We start from the raw sequence: 21101 nt of genomic DNA on the forward strand, positions 1-21101 counted from the left end.
ATGCCCATTCGGCAGGCCGTCAACTAAGCCCGCCCGGCGGGTGGGGGAGCGAGTATCCGACTTTGGATTTGATCAACAAGGCCCTTGAGTTTGGGTAATATTCCTGACGGAATCGATTTTACCAAATACCACCTGATTTACTGGCCTAGCAACATTCCGTTGGTATGGAGCCGCTTGAACACCAGTCCCGGTGACAAGCAGTAGCACTATCGTTATGATCAGCCTGTACTCATTCATCAAGGTATCCTGCATCTATGTCTAGGTCGCTGGCGCAGTTAGAGCCGGGATCGCTATGGTTCCCCCAGCCGCATTCGGCGTTGCACGAACCCAATGGATTGTTGGCGATTGGCGGCGATTTGACGCCTGCTCGTTTGCTGCAAGCATATCACAATGGCATTTTCCCCTGGTATGGCGCCCATCAACCCATCCTCTGGTGGTCACCCGATCCCAGAGGGGTTATCCAACCCGATCGTCTACACATCAGCCGCAGCCTGCAAAAGCGAATCCGCAAGCAGGATGTCACTATCTGGATCAATCGTGATTTTATGGCCGTCGTTGCGGCCTGCGCTGCGCCGCGTCGTGACTGTTATGACACCTGGATCCACGAAGAACTGATGGCCAGCTATGCCCAACTGCACGCCGCAGGCCATGCCCATTCGGTTGAAGTCTGGCAGGGCGACGAGATGATTGGTGGCCTGTACGGAATTTCAGTGGGTCGGTTATTTTGTGGTGAATCGATGTTTTCACGGCAAGCGGATGGGTCAAAGCTCGCGCTGGTCGCACTATGTCGACATTTTAGTCATAGTGGTGGTGAATTAATTGACTGCCAGATGCAAACTGAGCATCTACTCTCTTTGGGTGCTGAAGAGTGGCCCAGAACTACCTTCATCCAGCGGTTGCATCAATTGCGCTCCCAATCCGTAACTCCTGATTGCTGGAAGCGCCAGCAGGTAGCCTTATGACAGAATTAGCGTTACGAATTGGCCTGACACCGGAACACAGCTGTAGCTACCTGCCGGGAGAATCCGAGCGGCTGATGGTGCTGCTGGAAGACAAGTTCAGAAATCCGGCTGGGTACGAAAATCTGCTGGTCGCCGGTTTTCGACGCAGTGGCAACGACCTGTATCGTCCTCATTGTCAACGTTGTGAAGCCTGCCGTTCACTGCGGATCCCGGTGGCACAATTTACCCTCTCCCGCAGTCAAAAGCGGATCCGCCAGCTCAACCGCGATGTGCACATGGTCTTGAGCACGCAAGATAAACCTGAGTATTACGACCTGTTCGCCCGCTATATCAACGAACGGCATCATGATGGCAGCATGTTTCCAGCCACCCGTAACCAGTACGACAATTTTTTACTCTGCGACTGGCTCCAACCCTACTATCTGGAATTCCGACTGGATCAGCATCTGATTGCGCTGGCAATAACCGATCCGCTACCACACAGCCTGAGTGCCATGTACACCTTCTTCGCACCCGAGCACGCAGAGCGCTCCCTGGGGACCCATGCCGTTCTCTCACAGCTTGATTTAGCCCGGCGCATGAACCGTAAGTGGCTCTATCTGGGCTATCAGGTAGATGCCTGCCGCAAGATGAAATATAAGACCCGCTTCTACCCTCACGAGTTGTTGTGTGGTCATGAATGGAAAACTAGCACGGCAAACGAGGAGTAAACTTTACACAGCGAGCTAAATCCGGCATGATCCGCACGTTTTTTATAGTGGCTATCACGAGGATTAAATGTCTAAAGAAGACAGTATTGAGATGCAAGGTACCATCCTGGAAACCCTGCCTAACACTATGTTTCGGGTTGAATTGGAAAACGGACATGTGGTAATCGCCCATATTTCCGGAAAGATGCGCAAAAATTACATCCGCATCCTGACTGGTGACAAAGTCACAGTGCAGCTCACCCCTTACGACCTGTCTAAAGGCCGCATCGTTTTCCGCTCTCGATAAGCCCAGGAAAAATCATTTCAGCCCCCAGCAATGCTGGGGGCTGAGCCGTTTATTACCTAGTTAACTGCCTCAACCGGTTGGTGTGCAGATTGGATGTCAAATTTCAATTCATCCCCCTGCAGATCAACACGGACTGAGCCACCACCCACCAACTCACCAAACAACAACTCGTTCGCCAACGGCTTCTTGAGTTTATCCTGGATCAAGCGGGCCATCGGTCGCGCGCCCATCGCCTTATCATATCCCTTCTCAGCCAGCCAGTTTCTCGCGGCGGACGTGATTTCCAAAGAGACACCTTTGGCATCCAGCTGGACCTGCAACTCAACCACGAACTTATCGACAACCTGGTGAATCACCACCATATCCAGCTGATTGAACCAGATAATATGATCGAGTCGATTACGAAACTCCGGACTAAAGGTACGGTTGATCTCCGACATCGCATCGAAGCTATGATCCTGTTGCTGGAAACCAATCGACTTGCGTTGGGTTTCCTGTACCCCAGCATTGGTGGTCATCACCAGGATCACATTCCGGAAATCAGCCTTGCGACCATTGTTATCGGTCAAACTGCCATTATCCATCACCTGCAACAGCAGATTGAACACATCCGAGTGCGCCTTCTCGATTTCGTCCAGCAACACCACGCAGTGCGGATGCTTAATGACGGCATCGGTCAATAAACCACCCTGTTCAAAGCCTACATATCCGGGCGGTGCACCTATCAGGCGTGAAACCGTGTGACGCTCCATATACTCGGACATATCAAAGCGCAGTAATTCAACACCCATCGCTTTGGCAAGCTGCAGCGTGACTTCCGTCTTGCCAACCCCGGTTGGTCCTGCAAACAGGAAGGAGCCCACCGGCTTGCGCTCATTGCCCAAGCCAGAGCGACTCAAACGAATGGAGTCAGTCAGCACGTCAATGGCGCGGTCCTGGCCAAACACCACCAACTTCAAATTACGCTCGAGATTTCGCAATACCTCGCGGTCGGATGAGGAGACAGACTTCTCGGGAATACGGGCGATCTTGGCGACGATGGATTCAATTTCCCCAACATTGATCACCTTCTTGCGGCGGCTCACCGGCAACATCCGCTGACTGGCGCCCGCCTCATCAATCACATCGATGGCCTTGTCCGGCAAATGACGATCATTGATGTACTTGGCGGCTAACTCCGCAGCAGCACGCAAGGCTTTGGCGGTATAGCGCACGTTATGATGAGCCTCATAGCGACTCTTCAAGCCCATCAAGATACGCGTCGTATCATCTACCGATGGCTCCAGCACATCGATCTTCTGGAAGCGACGAGCCAGCGCATGATCTTTTTCAAAGACTTGGGAATATTCCTGGTAGGTGGTTGAGCCAATGCAGCGCAACAATCCGGCCGAGAGGATCGGTTTGATCAGGTTAGCGGCATCCAGTTGGCCACCGGAGGCAGCACCTGCACCTATGATGGTATGGATCTCATCGATGAAGAGAACCGCACCTTCCTGTTTCTCCAGCTGCTTGAGTAGCACTTTGAAGCGCTTTTCAAAATCGCCCCGGTATTTAGTACCAGCCAGCAAGGAGCCCATATCCAGAGAATAAATAACATTATTGGCAATCACTTCTGGAACATCGCCTTTAACAATCCGGTAGGCTAGCCCCTCGGCGATGGCGGTCTTACCGACACCAGCCTCACCGACCAGCAACGGATTGTTTTTACGGCGACGACAGAGGATCTGCACGGTACGATTGACTTCATCATCACGACCAATCAGCGGATCAATTTTGCCTTCCAGAACCCGCTGGTTCAGATTGGTTACAAATTGCTCCATCTGGATGGAGCCAGATTCCTCACCCGAGCCATCGCTATCCGCGGAATGACTTGCTCCCGGCGAGGAACCGCGCAACTCATCTCCCAGATGATTGTCCTTGCGGATCCCGTGGGAAAGAAAATTCACCACATCCAGGCGACTAATGTCAGATTTTTTCAGGAAATAGGCGGCTTGTGATTCTTGCTCACTGAAGATGGCCACCAGAACATTGGCCCCACTGACTTCGCTGTTCCCTGAGGACTGAACATGGAACACCGCCCGCTGTAATACTCGTTGAAAGCCCAAGGTGGGTTGAGTCTCACGTTCAAAATCATCTTTCGGGATCAGCGGAGTCGTTTGCTGGATAAACCCAGCAATATCCTTGCGCAATTGTTCCAGATTGGCGCCACATGCCGTCAATGCATCCTTGGCAGAATGATTATCCAGCAAAGCTAATAACAAATGCTCCACCGTCATGAACTCATGATGGGCATCACGGGCATCTTTGAACGCAAGGTTCAGAGTTTGTTCTAGTTCTTTACTCAGCATGGGCACCTCCCCCCGAGAATACTGAATTCGCTCTGTAATGGGATACTCAAGCCTGCTCCATGGTACACAACAAAGGATGCAGGTTTTCCCGTGCATACTCGTTGACCTGTGCCACCTTGGTCTCTGCAATCTCCGCAGTGTAGATACCACATACCCCCTTTCCCTGATGATGCACTGCGAGCATGACTTCTGTTGCCTGCTCCAGATTCATCCGAAAAAACTTCTGCAAAATCTCTACCACAAAATCCATCGGCGTGTAGTCGTCATTGTTAAGCACCACTTTATACATCGAAGGGGGTTGCAACACTGTAGCAGTGTCTGCGGACTCCTGATGCTGCGGTGAGGCGGCTTCCTTGAACTTACCCATAAACACGACCCTTACACTTAATTACTACCCTGACCACGGGCATTGTCAATATCACATTTGATTTACAACTTTTTATAACATGCGCACCTAGGCACTCAATGAATCCAAGGCTTGACTTGGCGATTTTTCACACTAGATTGGTTCTTTGGTGACCAATCCCATCAATTCCTCGAGGTACCCCCTCAGTTATAAATGGCCTTGGTGACTGACTCAACGGCTTTAAGGTGTTTTTGATTAAGGACGTAGGCGTATGACTACCGGAACGGTGAAGTGGTTTAACAACGCAAAAGGATTTGGGTTTATTTGCCCGGAAGGCGGTGGAGACGATATTTTCGCCCACTACTCCACTATCGATATGAATGGATACAAGACCTTGAAAGCAGGCCAGAGTGTTCATTTTGAGATGCAGGCAGGTCCCAAGGGGTATCATGCGGTGAGCATAGTACCGACCGGGGCACAAGAATCCTGAGCTCGTAACACCCCATTTGAGCATGAAAAAAGCGGGCCGAAAGCCCGCTTTTCATTTGCATGTGCATGGAGAAGGACGACAGTCATTCGCCGCTACTGTTAGTCACATCTGGGCAATCATGTCGTCGGCAAATTCGGAGCACTTGCGCAGAGTGGCACCTTCCATCAACCGTTCGAAGTCATAGGTTACTGTCTTGTTACGAATGGCAGCTTCCATCCCCTTGATGATGAGATCGGCCGCTTCCACCCAACCCATATGGCGCAACATCATTTCCGCAGAGAGGATCAGAGAACCCGGGTTCACCTTATCCTGACCGGCGTACTTGGGTGCAGTACCGTGGGTCGCTTCAAACAAGGCCACACCATCACCGATATTGGCACCCGGAGCAATACCGATACCACCGACCTGAGCCGCCAGGGCATCAGAGATGTAATCACCGTTGAGATTCATACAGGCAATGACATCATATTCCGCCGGGCGCAGCAGAATTTGCTGCAAGAAGGCATCGGCAATCACATCCTTGACCACAATGGTCTTGCCGGTTTTGGGATTCTTGAACTGACACCATGGACCGCCATCGATCAATTCGGCACCAAATTCTTCACGCGCCAGTTGGTAGCCCCAATCCTTGAAGGCACCTTCGGTGAACTTCATGATATTGCCCTTGTGAACCAGCGTCACGGACTCACGATCGTTATCGATAGCGTATTCAATGGCGGCACGCACCAAACGCTGGGTACCGGCAGCCGACATGGGCTTGATGCCGATGCCACAGTTTTCCGGGAAGCGGATCTTGGTCACGCCCATTTCGGTGCGCAGGAAATCAATGACTTTCTTAGCTTCGGCAGAATCAGCCTTCCACTCGATACCAGCATAAATGTCTTCGGCATTTTCACGGAAGATCACCATGTCGGTCAGATCGGGGCGTTTCACTGGGCTCGGTGTCCCTTCGTAGTAACGAACCGGACGTAAGCAGATGTACAGATCCAGCTCCTGACGCAGCGCGACGTTCAGGGAGCGGATACCACCACCGACTGGCGTGGTCAGCGGGCCCTTGATGGCGACATGGTATTCGCGGATCAGATCCAGGGTTTCGGCAGGCAACCAGACATCCGGACCATACAGCTGAGTGGATTTTTCACCGGTGTAGATTTCCATCCAGGAGATCTTGCGTTCGCCGTTATAAGCCTTGGCAACGGCAGCATCCACCACCTTGATCATTGGCGGGGTGACGTCCACACCAATACCATCACCTTCGATGAATGGAATGATCGGGTGATTCGGTACTACCAATTTGCCACTGGCGTCCAGAGTAATTTTCTGACCTTCACTGGGTACGACGACTTTACTTTCCATCAGTGTCTCCTAACTTCCGGTTGTTATCATAGTGTCAATATACTGCCGGTCATCTTAGCCCAACCGATGTTATAAGCAAACCGCCATCACGCTCCTGCACCGCCTTGATATCGAAGGTGATTGCAATTTGTTAACATGCGTCGCGCCGTTTTATGTCAACGACTCGGGGATGGACCGCACTTCAGGATCCGACTCCGCCATCTTGGGTGGCACCCTCGGCAATGACTATGTATCTGTGCTTGATGTATCGCCATGACCGTCAAGACTTCAGCGAGAGAAGAAGTAATCCGATATGAGATTTCGTCCCAACGTGACTGTCGCCGCCGTTATCCGCTGGCAAGATCGATTCTTGCTGGTCGAAGAGCGGGATCATGGCCATCAGGTTTTCAATCAACCGGCTGGACATCTGGAAGCCGGCGAAAATCTGATTGAGGCAGCCTGTCGCGAGATACAGGAAGAAACCGGGTTAACGCTACACCCCGATGGCTGGCTAGGAACCTATATCTATTCCAGCCCCTATCGCAAACTCACCTATCTGCGTTTTTGCTTTTATTGCGAACTGACCCAGGATCCCGGCGCCCACCTCCCTCAGGATCCCGATAACGACATTATTGCCTGTCATTGGCTGACAGAACCGGAAATCCGCGCCTTGGGCCATAAGCTACGCAGCCCGTTAGTGCTGGAGTGTCTGGAGGACTACTTACAGGGCGTGCGGCTACCATTATCCAGCCTGAAAGACCGACGCCGGGTGCAAAATCCAAATCGTTCGGGGCGTCCAACAGGTAACCCATACCGCTCGCGGGGACCGGAACAGAAGAACTGAGGTTTTGCATGTTTGCTGGCGTGATCGTTGCCCCCCCTTTCTGTTACAATGCGCACAGTTTTTTGCAACCATAGCCAAGTAGATGACAGATAAGAGCCAAATCAAGGTGATCGTCGGTATGTCCGGCGGTGTTGACTCCTCAGTTTCCGCCTACCTGCTGCAACAGCAGGGGTACCAGGTAGAAGGCCTGTTCATGAAGAACTGGGAAGAGGATGACACGGACGAATACTGCTCCGCCGCTCAGGATTTGGCCGATGCCCAAGCCGTGTGTGACAAGCTGGGGATCGAGCTGCATACCATCAATTTCGCCGCAGAATACTGGGACAACGTATTCGAGCTGTTTCTTGCCGAATACAAGGCCGGTCGCACGCCGAACCCGGATATCCTCTGCAACAAAGAGATCAAATTCAAAGCCTTCCTGGAATTTGCCGCCGGAGAACTGGGAGCCCGCTATATTGCCACTGGTCATTATGTGCGCCGCGATGACAGTACCGGTAAACATCGTCTGCTACGCGGTCTGGATAGCAACAAGGATCAGAGCTACTTCCTCTACACCCTGAGCGAACAGCAAGTCGGGCAGAGCCTGTTTCCGGTCGGAGATCTGGAAAAACCGGAAGTCCGGCGCATTGCCGAGCAGCTGGATCTGATCACCGCCAAGAAGAAGGACAGCACCGGCATCTGTTTTATCGGCGAGCGTAAATTCAAGGATTTCCTGGCCAAGTTTTTACCGGCACAGCCAGGCCCTATTGAAACCGTCGACGGCCAGATCATTGGTGAACATCAGGGGCTGATGTATCACACTCTCGGCCAGCGCAAAGGCCTGGGCATTGGCGGTATGAAAGACGCCGGTGATAATCCCTGGTACGTGGTGGATAAAGATGTCGAGCGCAACGTGCTGGTCGTAGCCCAAGGGTACGAACATCCGCGTCTTTATTCCGATGGCCTGATTGCCGGCCAACTGCACTGGGTGGATCGTCAACCGATCCGTGAGGCGTTTGACTGTACCGTCAAGACCCGCTATCGCCAGCAGGATCTTCCCTGTCGCGTGGAACCTCTGGATGACCAGACCATCCGGGTGATTTTTGCCACGCCACAAGCTGCCGTGACCCCGGGACAATCCGCCGTTTTCTATCAGGGCGAAGTCTGTCTGGGTGGCGGCATCATCGAACAACGTTTTCGTCATCAGGAGTGAAGATGAGCGATAAACAAGCGATACGGACCATGGCTTTTGCCGCTATTTGCCAAGCGGCCCATCTGGTGCAGCAGGTGTCTCGCACCGGTACTTGTGAGGATGAAAGCTTGCGCCAAACCTTAAGCGGCATCCTGGTTACCGACCCGGAGTCGCCTCAGGATGTGTTTGGTGGCTCCAACCTCAAAGAGGGCTACAAGGCCATTGTTGAACAACTGGGCCATGGCAGCAGTCCGAAAAACGCGGAGTTGACCCGCTACGTGGTCAGCCTCATCGCCCTGGAGCGCAAATTGTCAGGCCGTCGTGACGTGCTCAATATGCTGGGCGAGCGCATCAGTCAGGTAAAGCGTCAACTGCACCACTTCGATCTGCTGGATGAGCAGGTCCTCGCCAATCTGGCCAGCATCTACAGTGAGCACATCAGTCCGATTGGCCCACGGATCCAGGTCGCCGGCACGCCGGTGTATCTGCAACAACCTCTGGTCCAGCACAAGGTTCGCGCCCTGCTGCTGGCCGGTATTCGCGCCACAGTCCTGTGGCGTCAGGTCGGCGGTCGCCGACGCCATATCCTCTTCTCCCGAGGCAAGATGGTGGCGTCAGCTCGTTCGATGTTGAATCAAATCTAAACCCCTATTTCAGGAGCTTATTCCATGGACTTGTCAGCACTGACAGCGGTTTCCCCCCTCGATGGTCGTTATGGCGACAAATGCACGGCCCTGCGCCCCATTTTCTCCGAATACGGCCTGCTGCGCTTTCGCGTAGAAGTCGAGGTTCGTTGGTTGCAACAATTAGCCAGCCATCCCGGGATCCCCGAGGTACCGGCCTTATCCGCCGCTGCCAATGCCCTGCTCGACAGCATTGTCACCGACTTCAATGAAGAAGATGCCGGTCGCATCAAGGCCATTGAACGCACCACCAATCACGATGTCAAAGCAGTGGAATACTTCCTCAAAGAGAAAGTGGCTACGAATGCCGAACTCCATGCCGTCAGCGAATTCATCCACTTCGCCTGTACCTCGGAAGACATCAACAATAACTCCCACGGTCTGATGCTCAAGACTGCCCGTGAAGAGGTGATCCTGCCGTACTGTGAAAAATTGGTCGCCGAAGTAAAACGTTTGGCTCACGAATACCGAGACATGCCGCTGCTTTCCCGAACCCACGGTCAGCCGGCCTCGCCGACCACCATGGGCAAGGAGATGGCCAACGTCGCCTACCGTCTGGAGCGCCAGGTCAAGCAGATCAAGGCGGTCGAGATCCTGGGTAAGATCAATGGTGCCGTGGGGAACTACAACGCCCACATCAGCGCCTACCCGGAAGTGGATTGGCATGCGTTCTCCGAGCAGTTCGTCACCGGATTGGGGCTGACCTGGAACCCCTATACCACCCAGATCGAGCCGCACGACTACATCGCCGAGCTATTTGATGCCGTGGCTCGTTTCAACACCATAGTGCTCGATTTTGACCGAGATATCTGGGGTTACATCTGCCTGGGTCATTTCAAGCAGCGCACCATTGCCGGTGAAATCGGCTCCTCCACCATGCCGCACAAGGTCAACCCCATCGACTTCGAAAACTCCGAAGGTAATCTGGGTCTGGCCAATGCCCTGTTTGACCATCTGGCGGCCAAGCTGCCGGTCAGTCGCTGGCAGCGGGATCTGACCGACAGTACCGTGCTGCGCAATCTGGGTGTTGCGGTTGGCTATTCGCTGATTGCCTATCAGGCCACCTTGAAGGGCATCTCCAAGTTACAAGCCAACGAAGCGGCCATGGCGGCCGACCTCGACAGCAACTGGGAAGTACTGGCCGAGCCGATCCAGACCGTCATGCGCCGTTATGGTATCGAGAAACCTTATGAAAAGCTCAAGGAGCTGACGCGCGGTCGCCGTGTGGATGCTCAGGGCATGCGGGAATTTATCGATACTCTGGAGTTACCGGAACACGTCAAGGCCGAGCTCAAGTTGCTGACCCCCGCCAACTACATCGGTCGAGCGGTGAAACTGGTGGATGAGCTGTAATTCACAGCACTATCACGCCGCTCAGGCAACATCCGCGGTAATGAACAAACAGGAGGCCATTGGCCTCCTGTTTTTATGCGAAAAATACAGTGTGACCACTAGCTCAGACGATTTTCCGGCTCGGGACCGAGCGCCGAATTGCGGATTTCCATCATCTGTTCCGGTTGCGCCAATTCGCTAAAACCGAGCTTGCGGTACAAGCCGTGAGCGTCTTGAGTCGCCAGCAGGATGCGTCGTAAACCTTGCAGTTCAGGGTGAGCCAGAATACAACTCACCAGCCATTGTCCAAGCCCCTGCCCTTGAAACTCCTCCAGCACAAACACATCGCTCAAATAGGCAAAAGTCGCCTGATCCGTGATCACTCGGGCCAGGCCGATTTGTTGCTCGTCCCGATACAGACCAAAGCACAGGGCACCGTCCAGCGCCTTGCGAACCTGAGCCTCGGAGATATCCTTGGCCCAGTAGGTCTGGCGCAGAAAATCGTGGATCACGGCCAACTGCAACAAACGCGGATCGGTCGAGACCCTAAACTCATAGCGCTGCCACTCCATCATTGACTCCTGTCTTGTTATCATCACCTTCAGTGTAGGCAGCCAGAGCCGAGTTCAGCCAGCGCGATCAGGGTGCCAGGCGATCAATGTGCCAGAGATCCGCCATCCGGGTAAACAGGAAGCGATCGTGCAGACGGTGTGCTCCACCCTGCCAGAATTCGATGCTATCGAACCGGACCCGATATCCCCCCCAAAAACTGGGAAGCGGGATCTCGCCATTGGCAAACTTTTGCTTGAGCTCCATAAATTTGGACTCCAGCATGCTGCGCGCCGAGATACGGCTCGATTGCTGACTCACCCAGGCCGCGATCTGGCTGTCTTTGGGCCGTGAGTGGAAGTACTTCACCACCTCCAGCGGCGACAAGGGTTCGGCCACTCCGGTGACGTGCACCTGACGGTCCAGGTTATGCCAGGGAAACAGCAGGCTCACCTGGTTATTCTTCGCGATATGCTGTGCCTTGCGGCTGCCCAGATTGGTATAAAACACGAAACCTTGCTCATCATAGTGCTTGAGCAGAACGATCCGCTGATACGGCTTACCCGAGCCATCGACTGTCGCCACACTCATGGCGGTCGGATCCGGCAATTTGGCATCACAGGCCTGGCGTAGCCACTTTTCAAACAACTCCAACGGATTGACCGGCAAATCCTCGCGATGCAACCCGCCCTTGGTGTATTCCCGCCGCAGATCGGCAATATCCATCATGCTATTCCTTCTTCAAACCTGGGGGCATTTTGCGCCGAGCCCCCTCTGATCTCAAGGCGTTATCTTATCGCCCCCCTTGCCTGCCTCCTTCGAACTTGCCATCTGCGGACTAGCCCGATATCTCCCTCGCCGCTAAGATGAGGCTTCCCTTAATCAAACAGACGTTGCGCCATGTTGCTGTTTCGACTACCTCCACCGCTGATTTTTCTACTCACGGCCGGCGCCATGAGTCTGGTGACCGATCTCTGTCCCGGAGCTGCGCTGCCATTACCTCTGCACGCCAGTTGGAGTCTGGCAGCCGGCTGTGGGGTCATCAGCCTGGTGCTGAGTTGTTGGGCTAGCTGGAGCTTTCATCGTGCAGGAACCACGGTGGATCCCCGCCATCCGGAGCAGACTCACACCCTGATCACTCATGGCGTGTACCGGCTCAGCCGTAATCCCATGTATCTGGCACTGCTGTTGTTACTGCTCGGCTGGTCGCTGATCCTGGCCAATGGTTTGGCTCTACTGGGGTTACCCCTGTGTTTCTGGTATCTAGATCGCTTTCAAGTCCGCACCGAAGAGCAGCAACTACAGCAGCGCTTCACAGTTGATTACCATGCCTATCAACGCCGGGTGCGCCGCTGGCTCTAGTGGCGCGGAGACCAGCAAGCACCACGCCATGCCCCCAGAAGCACACACCGAGTCCAGGTGCAGCGTCGCCTGGCAACACTGGGGGAGATTCGAGCATAGAAACCGGCGCGCGGGTTGCGTCTATACCGCTTAACCCCTATGATCGCAGCCGTTTTCCCTCCTCCCGTTGAGTCATCATGCTGAAGAATTCCTTGACCCTGCGCCAGGCCGAACTGGTCGTGGCGGTATTGAGCGACGTACTGGGTAATGGTTCCACCCTGGACCGTGCCTATGCCCGACAATTTGCCGAGGTGCGTCTAGCACCGACTGAACAGGCGAATATCGCCTTTGTCACCGGCGATCTGATGCGCCGCCTGAACCTCTACACCCTGCTGGCTGGCGTAAGCATGGATGAAGCAGCGGTCGCGGGATGGAGTCTGATCTGTGTCTGGCACCAGTTCTACAATCTGCCACTGCCGCCCTGCCCGGCGGCGAGCCTGTTTAATCTCAAGAGTTATGAGAGCCGCAAGGCCACTGCTCGCAATCTGCCAGCCCTGTGGGATGGTTGCCCGGAATGGCTGGATGCATTGGGCGAAGAGCAGTTAGGCGAAAGCTGGGCTGCCGAGCGGCGGGCTTTGACTCAACATCCCAAACGCTTCTTGCGAGTCAACACCTTGAAGTGCGATCAGAATGCCCTGACCCAACGCTTGCTCGATGAGCGGGTCAATGTGCGTCCGGTATCTGGCATTGCCAATGCGCTGGAAGTGCTGAATGACGCTGCGCTGTTCCGCACCGACTCGTTTCAGGAAGGCTGGTTCGAGCAACAAGATGCCGGCTCCCAGCAGATCGCCGAATTCCTCGACGTACAACCAGGTATGCGGGTTATTGATGCCTGCGCCGGTGCAGGCGGTAAGACGCTGCACCTGGCTGCCTTGATGCATGGCAAGGGACGACTGCTGGCGCTGGATGTCGAACAGTGGAAGCTGGATAACCTCAAACAGCGTGCCCGCCGTGCCGGTGCGCACAATATCGAAACCCGTCTTATCAGCTCCAGCAAGACCATCAAGCGCCTCAAGGAGAGTGCCGACCGGCTGTTACTGGATGTCCCCTGCTCCGGTCTGGGTGTGCTCAAGCGCAATCCAGATGCCAAGTGGCGGGATGCGGCCGAGCGTTTGCCGATCCTGATGGCCCTGCAAGCCGACATCCTCAGCCGTTACAGCAAGATGGTGAAGCCGGGCGGCGAGTTGGTCTACGCCACCTGCAGTATCCTCCCCTGTGAAAACCAGGACCAGGTTGCCAAGTTCCTCGAAGCCCATCAGGGTGAGTTCAGCCTGGTACGCGAACGCGTGATCAGTCCGGCCCAGAGCGGTTTTGATGGTTTTTATATGGCATTGATCCGCCGAGAAGCCGCACCGGCAGCCGCGATGAGTCACTGTGCCAGCACCGATATCGACAATCCGGATCTCGTTCAGCCAGATCTCGAAGGCACAACCGAGCACACCGAGCCACAAACTGAAGAAGCCAGCATCGAGTAATGCTCGGCAACTGAGACAAAGGGCGCCTTCGAGGCGCCCTTTGATTATCCAAGACACATCTATCTGCAGCCGCCTATCCTTCCGGCGGCAACTGTTGGCAAATTTCTGGTAATTGCAAGCTGATGGCCTCGACGGACTGCAGTTGCAGCACATCATCATAGCCTGCCGCCACACCCGTTCGCTGCTTGCCTCTCAACTCTCCGACCAACTCAACATAGATCGGCTGATAGGGCCGCACCGTGTGCTTGAGTGCATATTCCCGCAGCGACAGCGCGACATCATTACTGCCATCCAGCCAATACACCAGATTACCCGGGCAGGGCTGAAAGCTGTTGACCTCGGCCCCCGCCCGATACAACCCCTGCCACAGCGCGGCATGCGCAGACAAACAGACAAACCACAAACCCAGACACCGCCATACCATTGAAGACACAGCACACTCCCGCGAATATCAATGCTCACCATGCTGCAGAATACCGAGACCATACTCGGGCTAATATCCAAGGGGTATCTCAGCCATCTCAACAAGGATAGGCCATGCAAACGGGCTCGAGCTAACACGCACATCACGCCGATTTCTAGCCACATGGAGGGATTGAACCCATTAGATTGTTGCTTTCAACATCAAACTCAAAAAAAAACGCCCCTGCTTTTCAGCAGGGGCGTTCAGAACCAGTGGTTCAGATGACGGGATTAACGGTCGTTACGACCACCCTTGTCAAACTTGGGCTTGTTATCAAACTTGCGCGGTGCACCACTACGCTTGGCATCACCAAACGGACGGTCACGACCACCTTCCGGGCGAGGACGATCACGGCCACCCTCTGGACGTGGGCGACGATCCGCAAATGGCTTGCCACTGCGCTCGGTGCGCTCCGGCATTTGACCGGTGAAATGGCTGATATCCAGCGGACGGCCACAAACGCGAGCACGCTTGAGAATATCCATAGTCTCGGTCGGCATACCTTCTGGCAGATCAACCGTGGTAAAGGTATCGAAAATCTCGATATGGCCGATGAAGGCGCTGCCAATGTCGGCTTCGTTAGCGATGGCGCCAACGATCTGGCCTGGCTTGACGCCATGCTCATAGCCTACCTCAACGCGGTAACGCTGGGTTGCCACATCCGGATGATCCTTGAGTGGACGCGGACCAGCAGACGGAACCTTGCTACGTTCACGACGTGGGCGCTCTTCACTGCTGAAGCGGTCACTGCGGTCATTACGATCGAAACGCTCGTTGCGATCATTACGCTCCGGAGTGCGTTGTGATGGCTCAGGTTGGTTCTCATCCATGAACAACGGCTCGTCACCCTTGACCATCTTGGCCAATGCGGCACACAGATCCAGCGGCTCAACGCTATCGTCTTGCAGGAATTCGTTCACCACTTCCTGATACTGTTCCAGATCATCAGACAGCAGGGTGTCACGGATCTGTTGCTTGAACACTTCCATACGGTGCTTGTTGATGTCTTGAGCAGATGGCATGTGCATCGGCTCGATCGGTTGACGTGTGGTGTGCTCGATGGCGCGCAGCATCCGGCGTTCGCGTGGCGCGACGAACAGGATGGCATCACCAGTACGACCCGCACGACCGGTACGGCCAATCCGGTGAACATAGGACTCGGTATCATGAGGAATGTCGTAGTTCACCACGTGAGTGATGCGATCGACGTCCAGACCGCGGGCTGCGACATCGGTTGCAACCAGAATGTCGATTTGACCATTCTTGAGTTTTTCAACGGTGCGTTCACGCAGCTTTTGCGGAATATCACCGTGCAAGGCTTCACAGGCATGACCACGAGCGGCCAGCTTGCTGGTCAGCTCTTCGGCCGCCGTCTTGGTACGGACGAAAGCCAGCAAGGCATCATAGGGCTCGACTTCCAGCAGACGAGTCATCGCATCCAGCTTGTGCAGACCGGAAACCAGCCAGTAGCGCTGACGCACGGTAGAAGCAGTGCTGGTCTTGGAGGCAATTTTCACCTCAGCCGGCTCTTGCAGGTGACGATGGGCCACACGACGGATCACATCCGGCATGGTGGCCGAGAACAGAGCGATCTGACGATCGTGCGGGCATTGTTCAATCACCCATTCCACATCGTCGATGAACCCCATGCGCAACATTTCGTCCGCTTCATCCAGAACCAGAGCGCGCAGGGCTGACAAGTCCAGCTTGCCTTTGCGCATCAGATCCATGACCCGACCCGGAGTACCGACTACGACTTGAGCACCGCGCTTCAGTGCACGGATCTGGGTCTCGTAGGAAGAACCGCCATAGATAGGCAGGACATGGAAATCAGGCAGATATTTGGCGTAGCTCTGGCAGGCTTCCGCAACCTGGATCGCCAGTTCACGGGTCGGAGCCAGGATTAGGATCTGGGTCGCAGTGTCACGAGGGTTGAGACGGGACAGCAGCGGCAGCGCAAAGGCAGCGGTCTTACCGGTACCAGTTTGCGCCTGACCTAAAATGTCACGGCCTTCCAGCAACGGTGGAATCGCAGCCGCCTGGATGGGGGATGGGGTTTCATAGCCTACATCAAGTACGGCTTTGAGGATCGGGTCAGCAAGGCCAAGCTCGCTAAAGCTCGGCAAATTTTCTATTTCAGACATAAGTTCTTCCGGTTAAGAGGAATGAAAACGGGCTCCTAGCGGCAAATCTCTCATGTCGCTGCTGGCCCGGTATCGCAAGGGGGGCAGATTATATACCTAGCTTAGACATATTGTCGCTAGAAATGTGACAATTATCTCATTCAATTACTTTTTCTTCAGGATGGCCAGGGTAATGCGGCTGGTACAGATGAGCCGCTGACGCTCATCCTGGATCTCGATCTGCCACAATTGAGTCGTCGCACCCAAGTGCAGAGGCCGGGTCGTTCCCGTCACGAAACCATCCCGTTTCGCGCGCACATGATTGGCATTGATCTCGAGCCCGACACAGTAATAATCCCGACTGACACACAGATTCCCCGCCACCGAGCCGAGTGTTTCCGCCAGCACCACTGAGGCGCCACCATGCAACATCCCCAGAGGTTGATGCGTCTGCGGGCCGACCGACATGGTCGCTTGCAGGTAGTCCTCCCCCACGTTGCTGTAGCGGATCCCCAGATGGGCGACCAGGGTGTTTTCAGAGCCCTGATTCAGACTCTGCAGGGTGAAATCCCGTTTCCAGATGCTCATGTTGCCGATTGCTCCCATGAAAAAGGCGCACCTGACGGTGCGCCTGCTAGTCTACCTGGCTTGCCGGTTGACGTCCCGTCGCGTCGCGTTACAGCAGGCTCAACAACGCCTGCACCGGATGTAACAGCTTCTCGCCTTCCATCCGTTTGACCTGGCTACGGCAGGAATACCCGGTGGCCAGACATTGGCTCTTCGGCAAGTTGGCCATGGCCGGCCCCCAACTCATCTGGTAGATATCTTTAGAATCCTGCAGATGCTTGACATCATGGCCATAGGTTCCCGCCATGCCGCAGCAGCCCACAGCGATGGATTTGAGTTCAGCGCCAAAATGGCTGAACAGCTTACCCCAGTCGCCATGGGTCGAGGGTTTGACCGTCTTCTCGGTACAGTGTGCAAACAGGTAAAACGGTGCCTTGGCTTCGCGAGGCGCAATGTCCAGCTGTGCCAATACCGACAGTAACCACTCCTGGGGCAACTGGACGTTGAAGTCCCCCCGCGCCTCTCCCAACGCCTTGGCGTATTCATCCCGATAGCACAGCACCATGGCTGGATCCGGCCCGACCATAGGGATGCCCAGATGATGCAGGCGATTAAAGAACTGGGCTGCGTTTGCCGCCGTGCGGGCAAAGCTGCGCAAGAAGCCTTTGATATGTTGTGGCTTGCCATTCGGCTTGAATGGCACCAGCAACGGACGGAAACCCAGCGTCTCCATCAGCAGGACCAGGTCCCGCACCACGGGGGCATCGTAATAGGAGGTGAAAGGATCCTGCACCACCAGCACCACCTTCTGCCGCTCCTCGGTAGAGAGCGCCTCCAGCTGTTCCAGATTGAACAAGGAGGCGGCGTGTCCGGCCAGCTCCTGCTTGAGGGTCGGCTCGCTGAGGATCGGCACATCCACCATACCGATGGTTTTCTCGGTGGCCTTCTGGACCCAATTTTGCTTCAAGAAATAATTGACGACGCCAGGGGCCTTGGCCATCAGCGGCGCATAGGATTCCACCGTCGCGACGAAGTAGTCCTTGGCTGGACGCAGGTAGCGTTGATGATAGATCTCCATGAACCGGGAACGGAAGGCCGGAACATCAACCTTGATCGGGCACTGACTGGCACAGGCTTTACAGGCCAGACAGCCCTGCATGGCCTCCATCACTTCGTGGGAGAAATCATACTCGCCCCGCGCCTTGCTCAGGGTATTGCGGACCCGGCCGACCAATTCACGCCAGCGCACACCGCCATGGTGGATTTCCACCTCTTCAGCCAGGGGATCATAGCCCTGCACCTCGAGCTGGCGCAGCCATTCCCGCATCAGGGTGGCTCGCCCTTTTGGCGAGTGACGACGATCCCCTGTCAGCTTGAAGGAGGGGCACATCGGCGAGCTGTGTTCGAAGGTGAAGCACAGGCCATTGCCATTGCAGGATAAAGCATCGGTGAAACTGTCGCGTACCGCTACCGGGATCTGCCGATCAAAAGCACCACGCTTGGTAGCGTCCACGGAGACCAGCGGCGTATCGACGCCCATCGGGGTACAGATCTTGCCCGGATTCATCCGATTCAGAGGGTCAAATGCCGCCTTGATCTTGCGCAACTCATCGAACAAGGCTCCGAAATAGGCAGGGCCATACTCGGAGCGGAAGCCGCGTCCATGCTCGCCCCACATCAGGCCACCATATTTGGCAGTCAAGGCCACAACCTGATCAGAAATTTTACGCAGTACCACTTCCTGCTCCGGATCGCACAGATCCAGAGCCGGACGCACATGCAATACGCCACAATCCACATGGCCAAACATGCCATAGGAGAGCTGGTTGGCATCCAGCAGGGCACGGAACTCCATGATGAAATCGGCCAGCTTCTCCGGTGGTACCGCAGTATCTTCGGTAAAGGGCACCGGCTTCTTGCGGCCCTTGGCATTTCCAAGCAGGCCCACTGCCTTCTTGCGCATGGCATAGATGGTTTCGATACTCGCCAGCTCATCACACACCTGGTAGCCGATCACCCCGCCCTCTCCGGCAGCCAACAGCGCATCCAGACGGGCGGTCAGTGCCTGCACCTTGCGAGTCTGCTCGCTGGCCTCATCACCCGCAAACTCGATGATATTGATCCCCAGCATGGTCTTGCCCGGGACATCTTCGATGAGTGATTTGACCGAATGCCAGATGATGTCGCCACGGGCCAGATCCAGTACCCGCGAGTCGACGGTCTCCACCGACAATGCCTCGGCCGCCACCATCACCGGGGCATTGCGCAGCGCCGATTCAAAGCTGTCGTATTTCACGTTGACCAGGGTGCGGAACGTCGGGATCGGCGTCAGATCCAGTTTGGCTTCGGTAATAAAGGCAAGCGTCCCTTCCGAGCCGCACAGCAGACGACTCAAATCCACACCATCGCTGGCGGGATCATAGACATGCTTGAGGTCATAACCGGTCAGGAAGCGGTTGAGTTTGGGGAATGTCGCTTCAACTTCAGCCCGTTTATCCCGCGCCGAGGCCAACACCTGACGATAGATAGCCCCTTCCCGACCACCATCGGCCAACTTGACGGCCAGAGCCTCACCATGAACCGGATGGGCCTGCAGTAAGGAGCCGTCATCCAGGACCGCCGTTACTGCCAGCACATGGGCCGACGTCTTGCCATAGACTAAAGAGCCCTGGCCCGAGGCATCGGTATTGATCATGCCTCCAATGGTCGCCCGGTTACTGGTTGACAACTCGGGCGAGAAAAACAGGCCATGGGGCTTGAGGAATTCATTGAGCTTGTCTTTGACCAGACCCGCTTGTACCCGCACCCAGCGCTCTTCGAGATTGAACTCCAGAATGCCATGCATATGGCGGGAGAGATCGACGATGAGACCATCGTTCAAGGACTGACCATTGGTCCCGGTACCGCCACCACGGGCCGAAAAACTGATACCACTATATTGAGGCGCTCGCGCCAGCGTGGTCAGCAACACCACATCGGCGGTGCTGCGGGGAAACAATACCGCCTGGGGTAACCACTGATAGACGCTGTTATCCGTGGCCACGGCCAGACGGCTGGAGTAGGAGCTTTCGACATCACCGGCAAAACCGGCGTCAATCAGCGCCTCAATAAAGGTGTGATAAACGGGGGTAATTCCATCCTGGATATTGAGTCTCGGGATCATGGCTGCCTGACTTCCCTGGTTGCCACCGCGACCGCGGCGAGGTTCACGAAAAAAAAGGGTTATATGTATAGCAGCCACGCTCGTTGAACCAAAGCAAAATTATTGCTTTTTTGCCCTTGGAAAAACGATTGCGCTGCACAAAACCAACCCAGGATCCCGGGGCTTATTCCAACGCCGGTTCAGCCATGCTCTCACCGGTAGGATGGGGACGAATCCGCGACAGCGAGAGTTGCCAATAGCCGACATCGATCCATTTTTCGCGCTTGAATCCCACTTCCTTGAAGTGAGCCACCTTACTGAAGCCCATCTTCTCATGCAGATGAATACTGGCGGCATTCGGCAGGCTGATGCAGGCAACGGCCGTGTGGTAGCCCGCCTCTCTTAATCTGGGTAACAGTTCGCGATACAACTCGGTGCCCAGATTGCGCCCCCGGGCACTGGGAGCCAGATAAACAGAGGTTTCGACGCTGTAGCGATAGGCGGCCCGACTCTTCCAGGCACTGGCATAGGCGTAACCCTGCAGTTGCTCGCCTTCGCAAAACACCACCCAGGGATACCGGTCACTGATACTGGTGATTCGGGCTGCCATCTCTTGGGGCGTCACCGCCACCTCTTCAAACGAGATATCACTCTGCTCGACATAATGGTTGTAAATGGCGCTGATGGCAGCGCCATCGTCTGGGGTGACGTTCCTGATCATGGTGCTCTCCTAAAGTGGCAGACCTGAGGCGGGCCTGATCCCAGATTAACCTAAAGCGCTAGTACCTGCATCCACTCCCCAGGCTCACCATCCGTCAGGCCAGCCGCACGATTCAGGGTGGCCGGAGTCGAGTGTCGCTGGCCCCATGAAATG

General features: G+C 55.2%; 20 protein-coding genes. 10 read left to right on the forward strand and 10 right to left on the reverse strand.

Annotation, left to right across the window (positions count from 1 at the left end):
* The first annotated feature begins 254 nt into the window (after positions 1 to 254).
* From aat to infA, 3 genes are all read left to right on the forward strand, one after another.
* Positions 255 to 962 carry a leucyl/phenylalanyl-tRNA--protein transferase gene (gene aat, locus ACYVG7_RS18305; protein ID WP_460884532.1) on the forward strand — a complete coding sequence of 236 codons (708 nt, stop codon included), beginning with the start codon at positions 255 to 257 and terminating at the stop codon, positions 960 to 962.
* The gene (locus tag ACYVG7_RS18310) at positions 959 to 1672 is read left to right on the forward strand and encodes an arginyltransferase (RefSeq protein ID WP_460884533.1); all 714 of its coding nucleotides are present in this window, start codon (positions 959 to 961) and stop codon (positions 1670 to 1672) included. Before aat ends, ACYVG7_RS18310 begins: the two co-directional genes overlap by 4 nt.
* Positions 1673 to 1739: 67 nt before the next feature.
* Positions 1740 to 1958, forward strand: coding sequence for a translation initiation factor IF-1 (gene infA, locus ACYVG7_RS18315; protein ID WP_460884534.1), 219 nt, complete (start codon positions 1740 to 1742; stop codon positions 1956 to 1958).
* Between the two features lie 56 nt (positions 1959 to 2014).
* Here the strand turns inward: infA and clpA are convergent, their stop codons facing one another.
* Positions 2015 to 4306, reverse strand: coding sequence for an ATP-dependent Clp protease ATP-binding subunit ClpA (clpA, locus tag ACYVG7_RS18320; protein ID WP_460884535.1), 2292 nt, complete (start codon positions 4304 to 4306; stop codon positions 2015 to 2017).
* Between the two features lie 46 nt (positions 4307 to 4352).
* Complete coding sequence (clpS, locus tag ACYVG7_RS18325) at positions 4353 to 4673, reverse strand: ATP-dependent Clp protease adapter ClpS (RefSeq protein ID WP_460884536.1); 321 nt, start codon at positions 4671 to 4673, stop codon at positions 4353 to 4355.
* A 250-nt stretch (positions 4674 to 4923) separates the two neighbouring features.
* On the opposite strand from clpS, the gene cspD reads away from it, so the two are divergent.
* Positions 4924 to 5142 (forward strand): cold shock domain-containing protein CspD, encoded by a 219-nt coding sequence (gene cspD / locus ACYVG7_RS18330; RefSeq protein WP_460884537.1) that lies wholly within the window; start codon positions 4924 to 4926, stop codon positions 5140 to 5142.
* A 102-nt stretch (positions 5143 to 5244) separates the two neighbouring features.
* Here the strand turns inward: cspD and icd are convergent, their stop codons facing one another.
* Positions 5245 to 6498, reverse strand: coding sequence for an NADP-dependent isocitrate dehydrogenase (gene icd, locus ACYVG7_RS18335; protein ID WP_460884538.1), 1254 nt, complete (start codon positions 6496 to 6498; stop codon positions 5245 to 5247).
* Between the two features lie 292 nt (positions 6499 to 6790).
* Here icd and ACYVG7_RS18340 point away from each other — a divergent pair, with 292 nt between their 5' ends.
* From ACYVG7_RS18340 to purB, 4 genes are all read left to right on the forward strand, one after another.
* Positions 6791 to 7321, forward strand: coding sequence for an NUDIX hydrolase (locus ACYVG7_RS18340; RefSeq protein WP_460884539.1), 531 nt, complete (start codon positions 6791 to 6793; stop codon positions 7319 to 7321).
* Positions 7322 to 7403: 82 nt separating this feature from the next.
* A complete protein-coding gene (gene mnmA / locus ACYVG7_RS18345; protein ID WP_460884540.1) occupies positions 7404 to 8513 on the forward strand; it encodes a tRNA 2-thiouridine(34) synthase MnmA in 1110 nt (369 codons plus the stop codon).
* A 2-nt stretch (positions 8514 to 8515) separates the two neighbouring features.
* On the forward strand, positions 8516 to 9136 hold the full coding sequence (hflD, locus tag ACYVG7_RS18350; RefSeq protein WP_460884541.1) for a high frequency lysogenization protein HflD: 621 nt from the start codon (positions 8516 to 8518) through the stop codon (positions 9134 to 9136).
* Positions 9137 to 9160: 24 nt separating this feature from the next.
* The gene (gene purB / locus ACYVG7_RS18355) at positions 9161 to 10528 is read left to right on the forward strand and encodes an adenylosuccinate lyase (protein ID WP_460884542.1); all 1368 of its coding nucleotides are present in this window, start codon (positions 9161 to 9163) and stop codon (positions 10526 to 10528) included.
* 98 nt (positions 10529 to 10626) lie between these two features.
* Here purB and ACYVG7_RS18360 read toward each other — a convergent pair whose 3' ends face one another.
* Positions 10627 to 11082, reverse strand: a complete 456-nt coding sequence (locus ACYVG7_RS18360; RefSeq protein ID WP_460884543.1) for a GNAT family N-acetyltransferase — start codon at positions 11080 to 11082, stop codon at positions 10627 to 10629.
* A gap of 64 nt (positions 11083 to 11146) precedes the next feature.
* Positions 11147 to 11785: a pyridoxamine 5'-phosphate oxidase gene (gene pdxH, locus ACYVG7_RS18365; protein ID WP_460884544.1), complete on the reverse strand. Its 639-nt coding sequence runs from the start codon at positions 11783 to 11785 to the stop codon at positions 11147 to 11149.
* A gap of 171 nt (positions 11786 to 11956) precedes the next feature.
* On the opposite strand from pdxH, the gene ACYVG7_RS18370 reads away from it, so the two are divergent.
* Both ACYVG7_RS18370 and ACYVG7_RS18375 read left to right on the forward strand, forming a co-directional pair.
* Entirely contained in the window at positions 11957 to 12418 is a 462-nt protein-coding gene (locus tag ACYVG7_RS18370) for a methyltransferase family protein (protein WP_460884545.1), read from the forward strand.
* A 176-nt stretch (positions 12419 to 12594) separates the two neighbouring features.
* Positions 12595 to 13932, forward strand: a complete 1338-nt coding sequence (locus ACYVG7_RS18375; protein WP_460884546.1) for an RsmB/NOP family class I SAM-dependent RNA methyltransferase — start codon at positions 12595 to 12597, stop codon at positions 13930 to 13932.
* A 73-nt stretch (positions 13933 to 14005) separates the two neighbouring features.
* On the opposite strand, the gene ACYVG7_RS18380 is transcribed toward ACYVG7_RS18375, so the two are convergent.
* From ACYVG7_RS18380 to ACYVG7_RS18400, 5 genes are all read right to left on the reverse strand, one after another.
* Positions 14006 to 14365, reverse strand: coding sequence for a hypothetical protein (locus tag ACYVG7_RS18380; RefSeq protein ID WP_460884547.1), 360 nt, complete (start codon positions 14363 to 14365; stop codon positions 14006 to 14008).
* A 260-nt stretch (positions 14366 to 14625) separates the two neighbouring features.
* Positions 14626 to 16539 carry a DEAD/DEAH box helicase gene (locus tag ACYVG7_RS18385; protein WP_460884548.1) on the reverse strand — a complete coding sequence of 638 codons (1914 nt, stop codon included), beginning with the start codon at positions 16537 to 16539 and terminating at the stop codon, positions 14626 to 14628.
* Positions 16540 to 16683: 144 nt separating this feature from the next.
* Positions 16684 to 17106: a hotdog fold thioesterase gene (locus ACYVG7_RS18390; protein WP_460884549.1), complete on the reverse strand. Its 423-nt coding sequence runs from the start codon at positions 17104 to 17106 to the stop codon at positions 16684 to 16686.
* 88 nt (positions 17107 to 17194) lie between these two features.
* The gene (gene ydiJ, locus ACYVG7_RS18395) at positions 17195 to 20248 is read right to left on the reverse strand and encodes a D-2-hydroxyglutarate dehydrogenase YdiJ (RefSeq protein ID WP_460884550.1); all 3054 of its coding nucleotides are present in this window, start codon (positions 20246 to 20248) and stop codon (positions 17195 to 17197) included.
* A 163-nt stretch (positions 20249 to 20411) separates the two neighbouring features.
* Positions 20412 to 20948, reverse strand: a complete 537-nt coding sequence (locus ACYVG7_RS18400; RefSeq protein WP_460884551.1) for an arsinothricin resistance N-acetyltransferase ArsN1 family B — start codon at positions 20946 to 20948, stop codon at positions 20412 to 20414.
* Positions 20949 to 21101 lie beyond the last annotated feature (153 nt).

This window comes from Pseudaeromonas pectinilytica, from assembly GCF_054780855.1.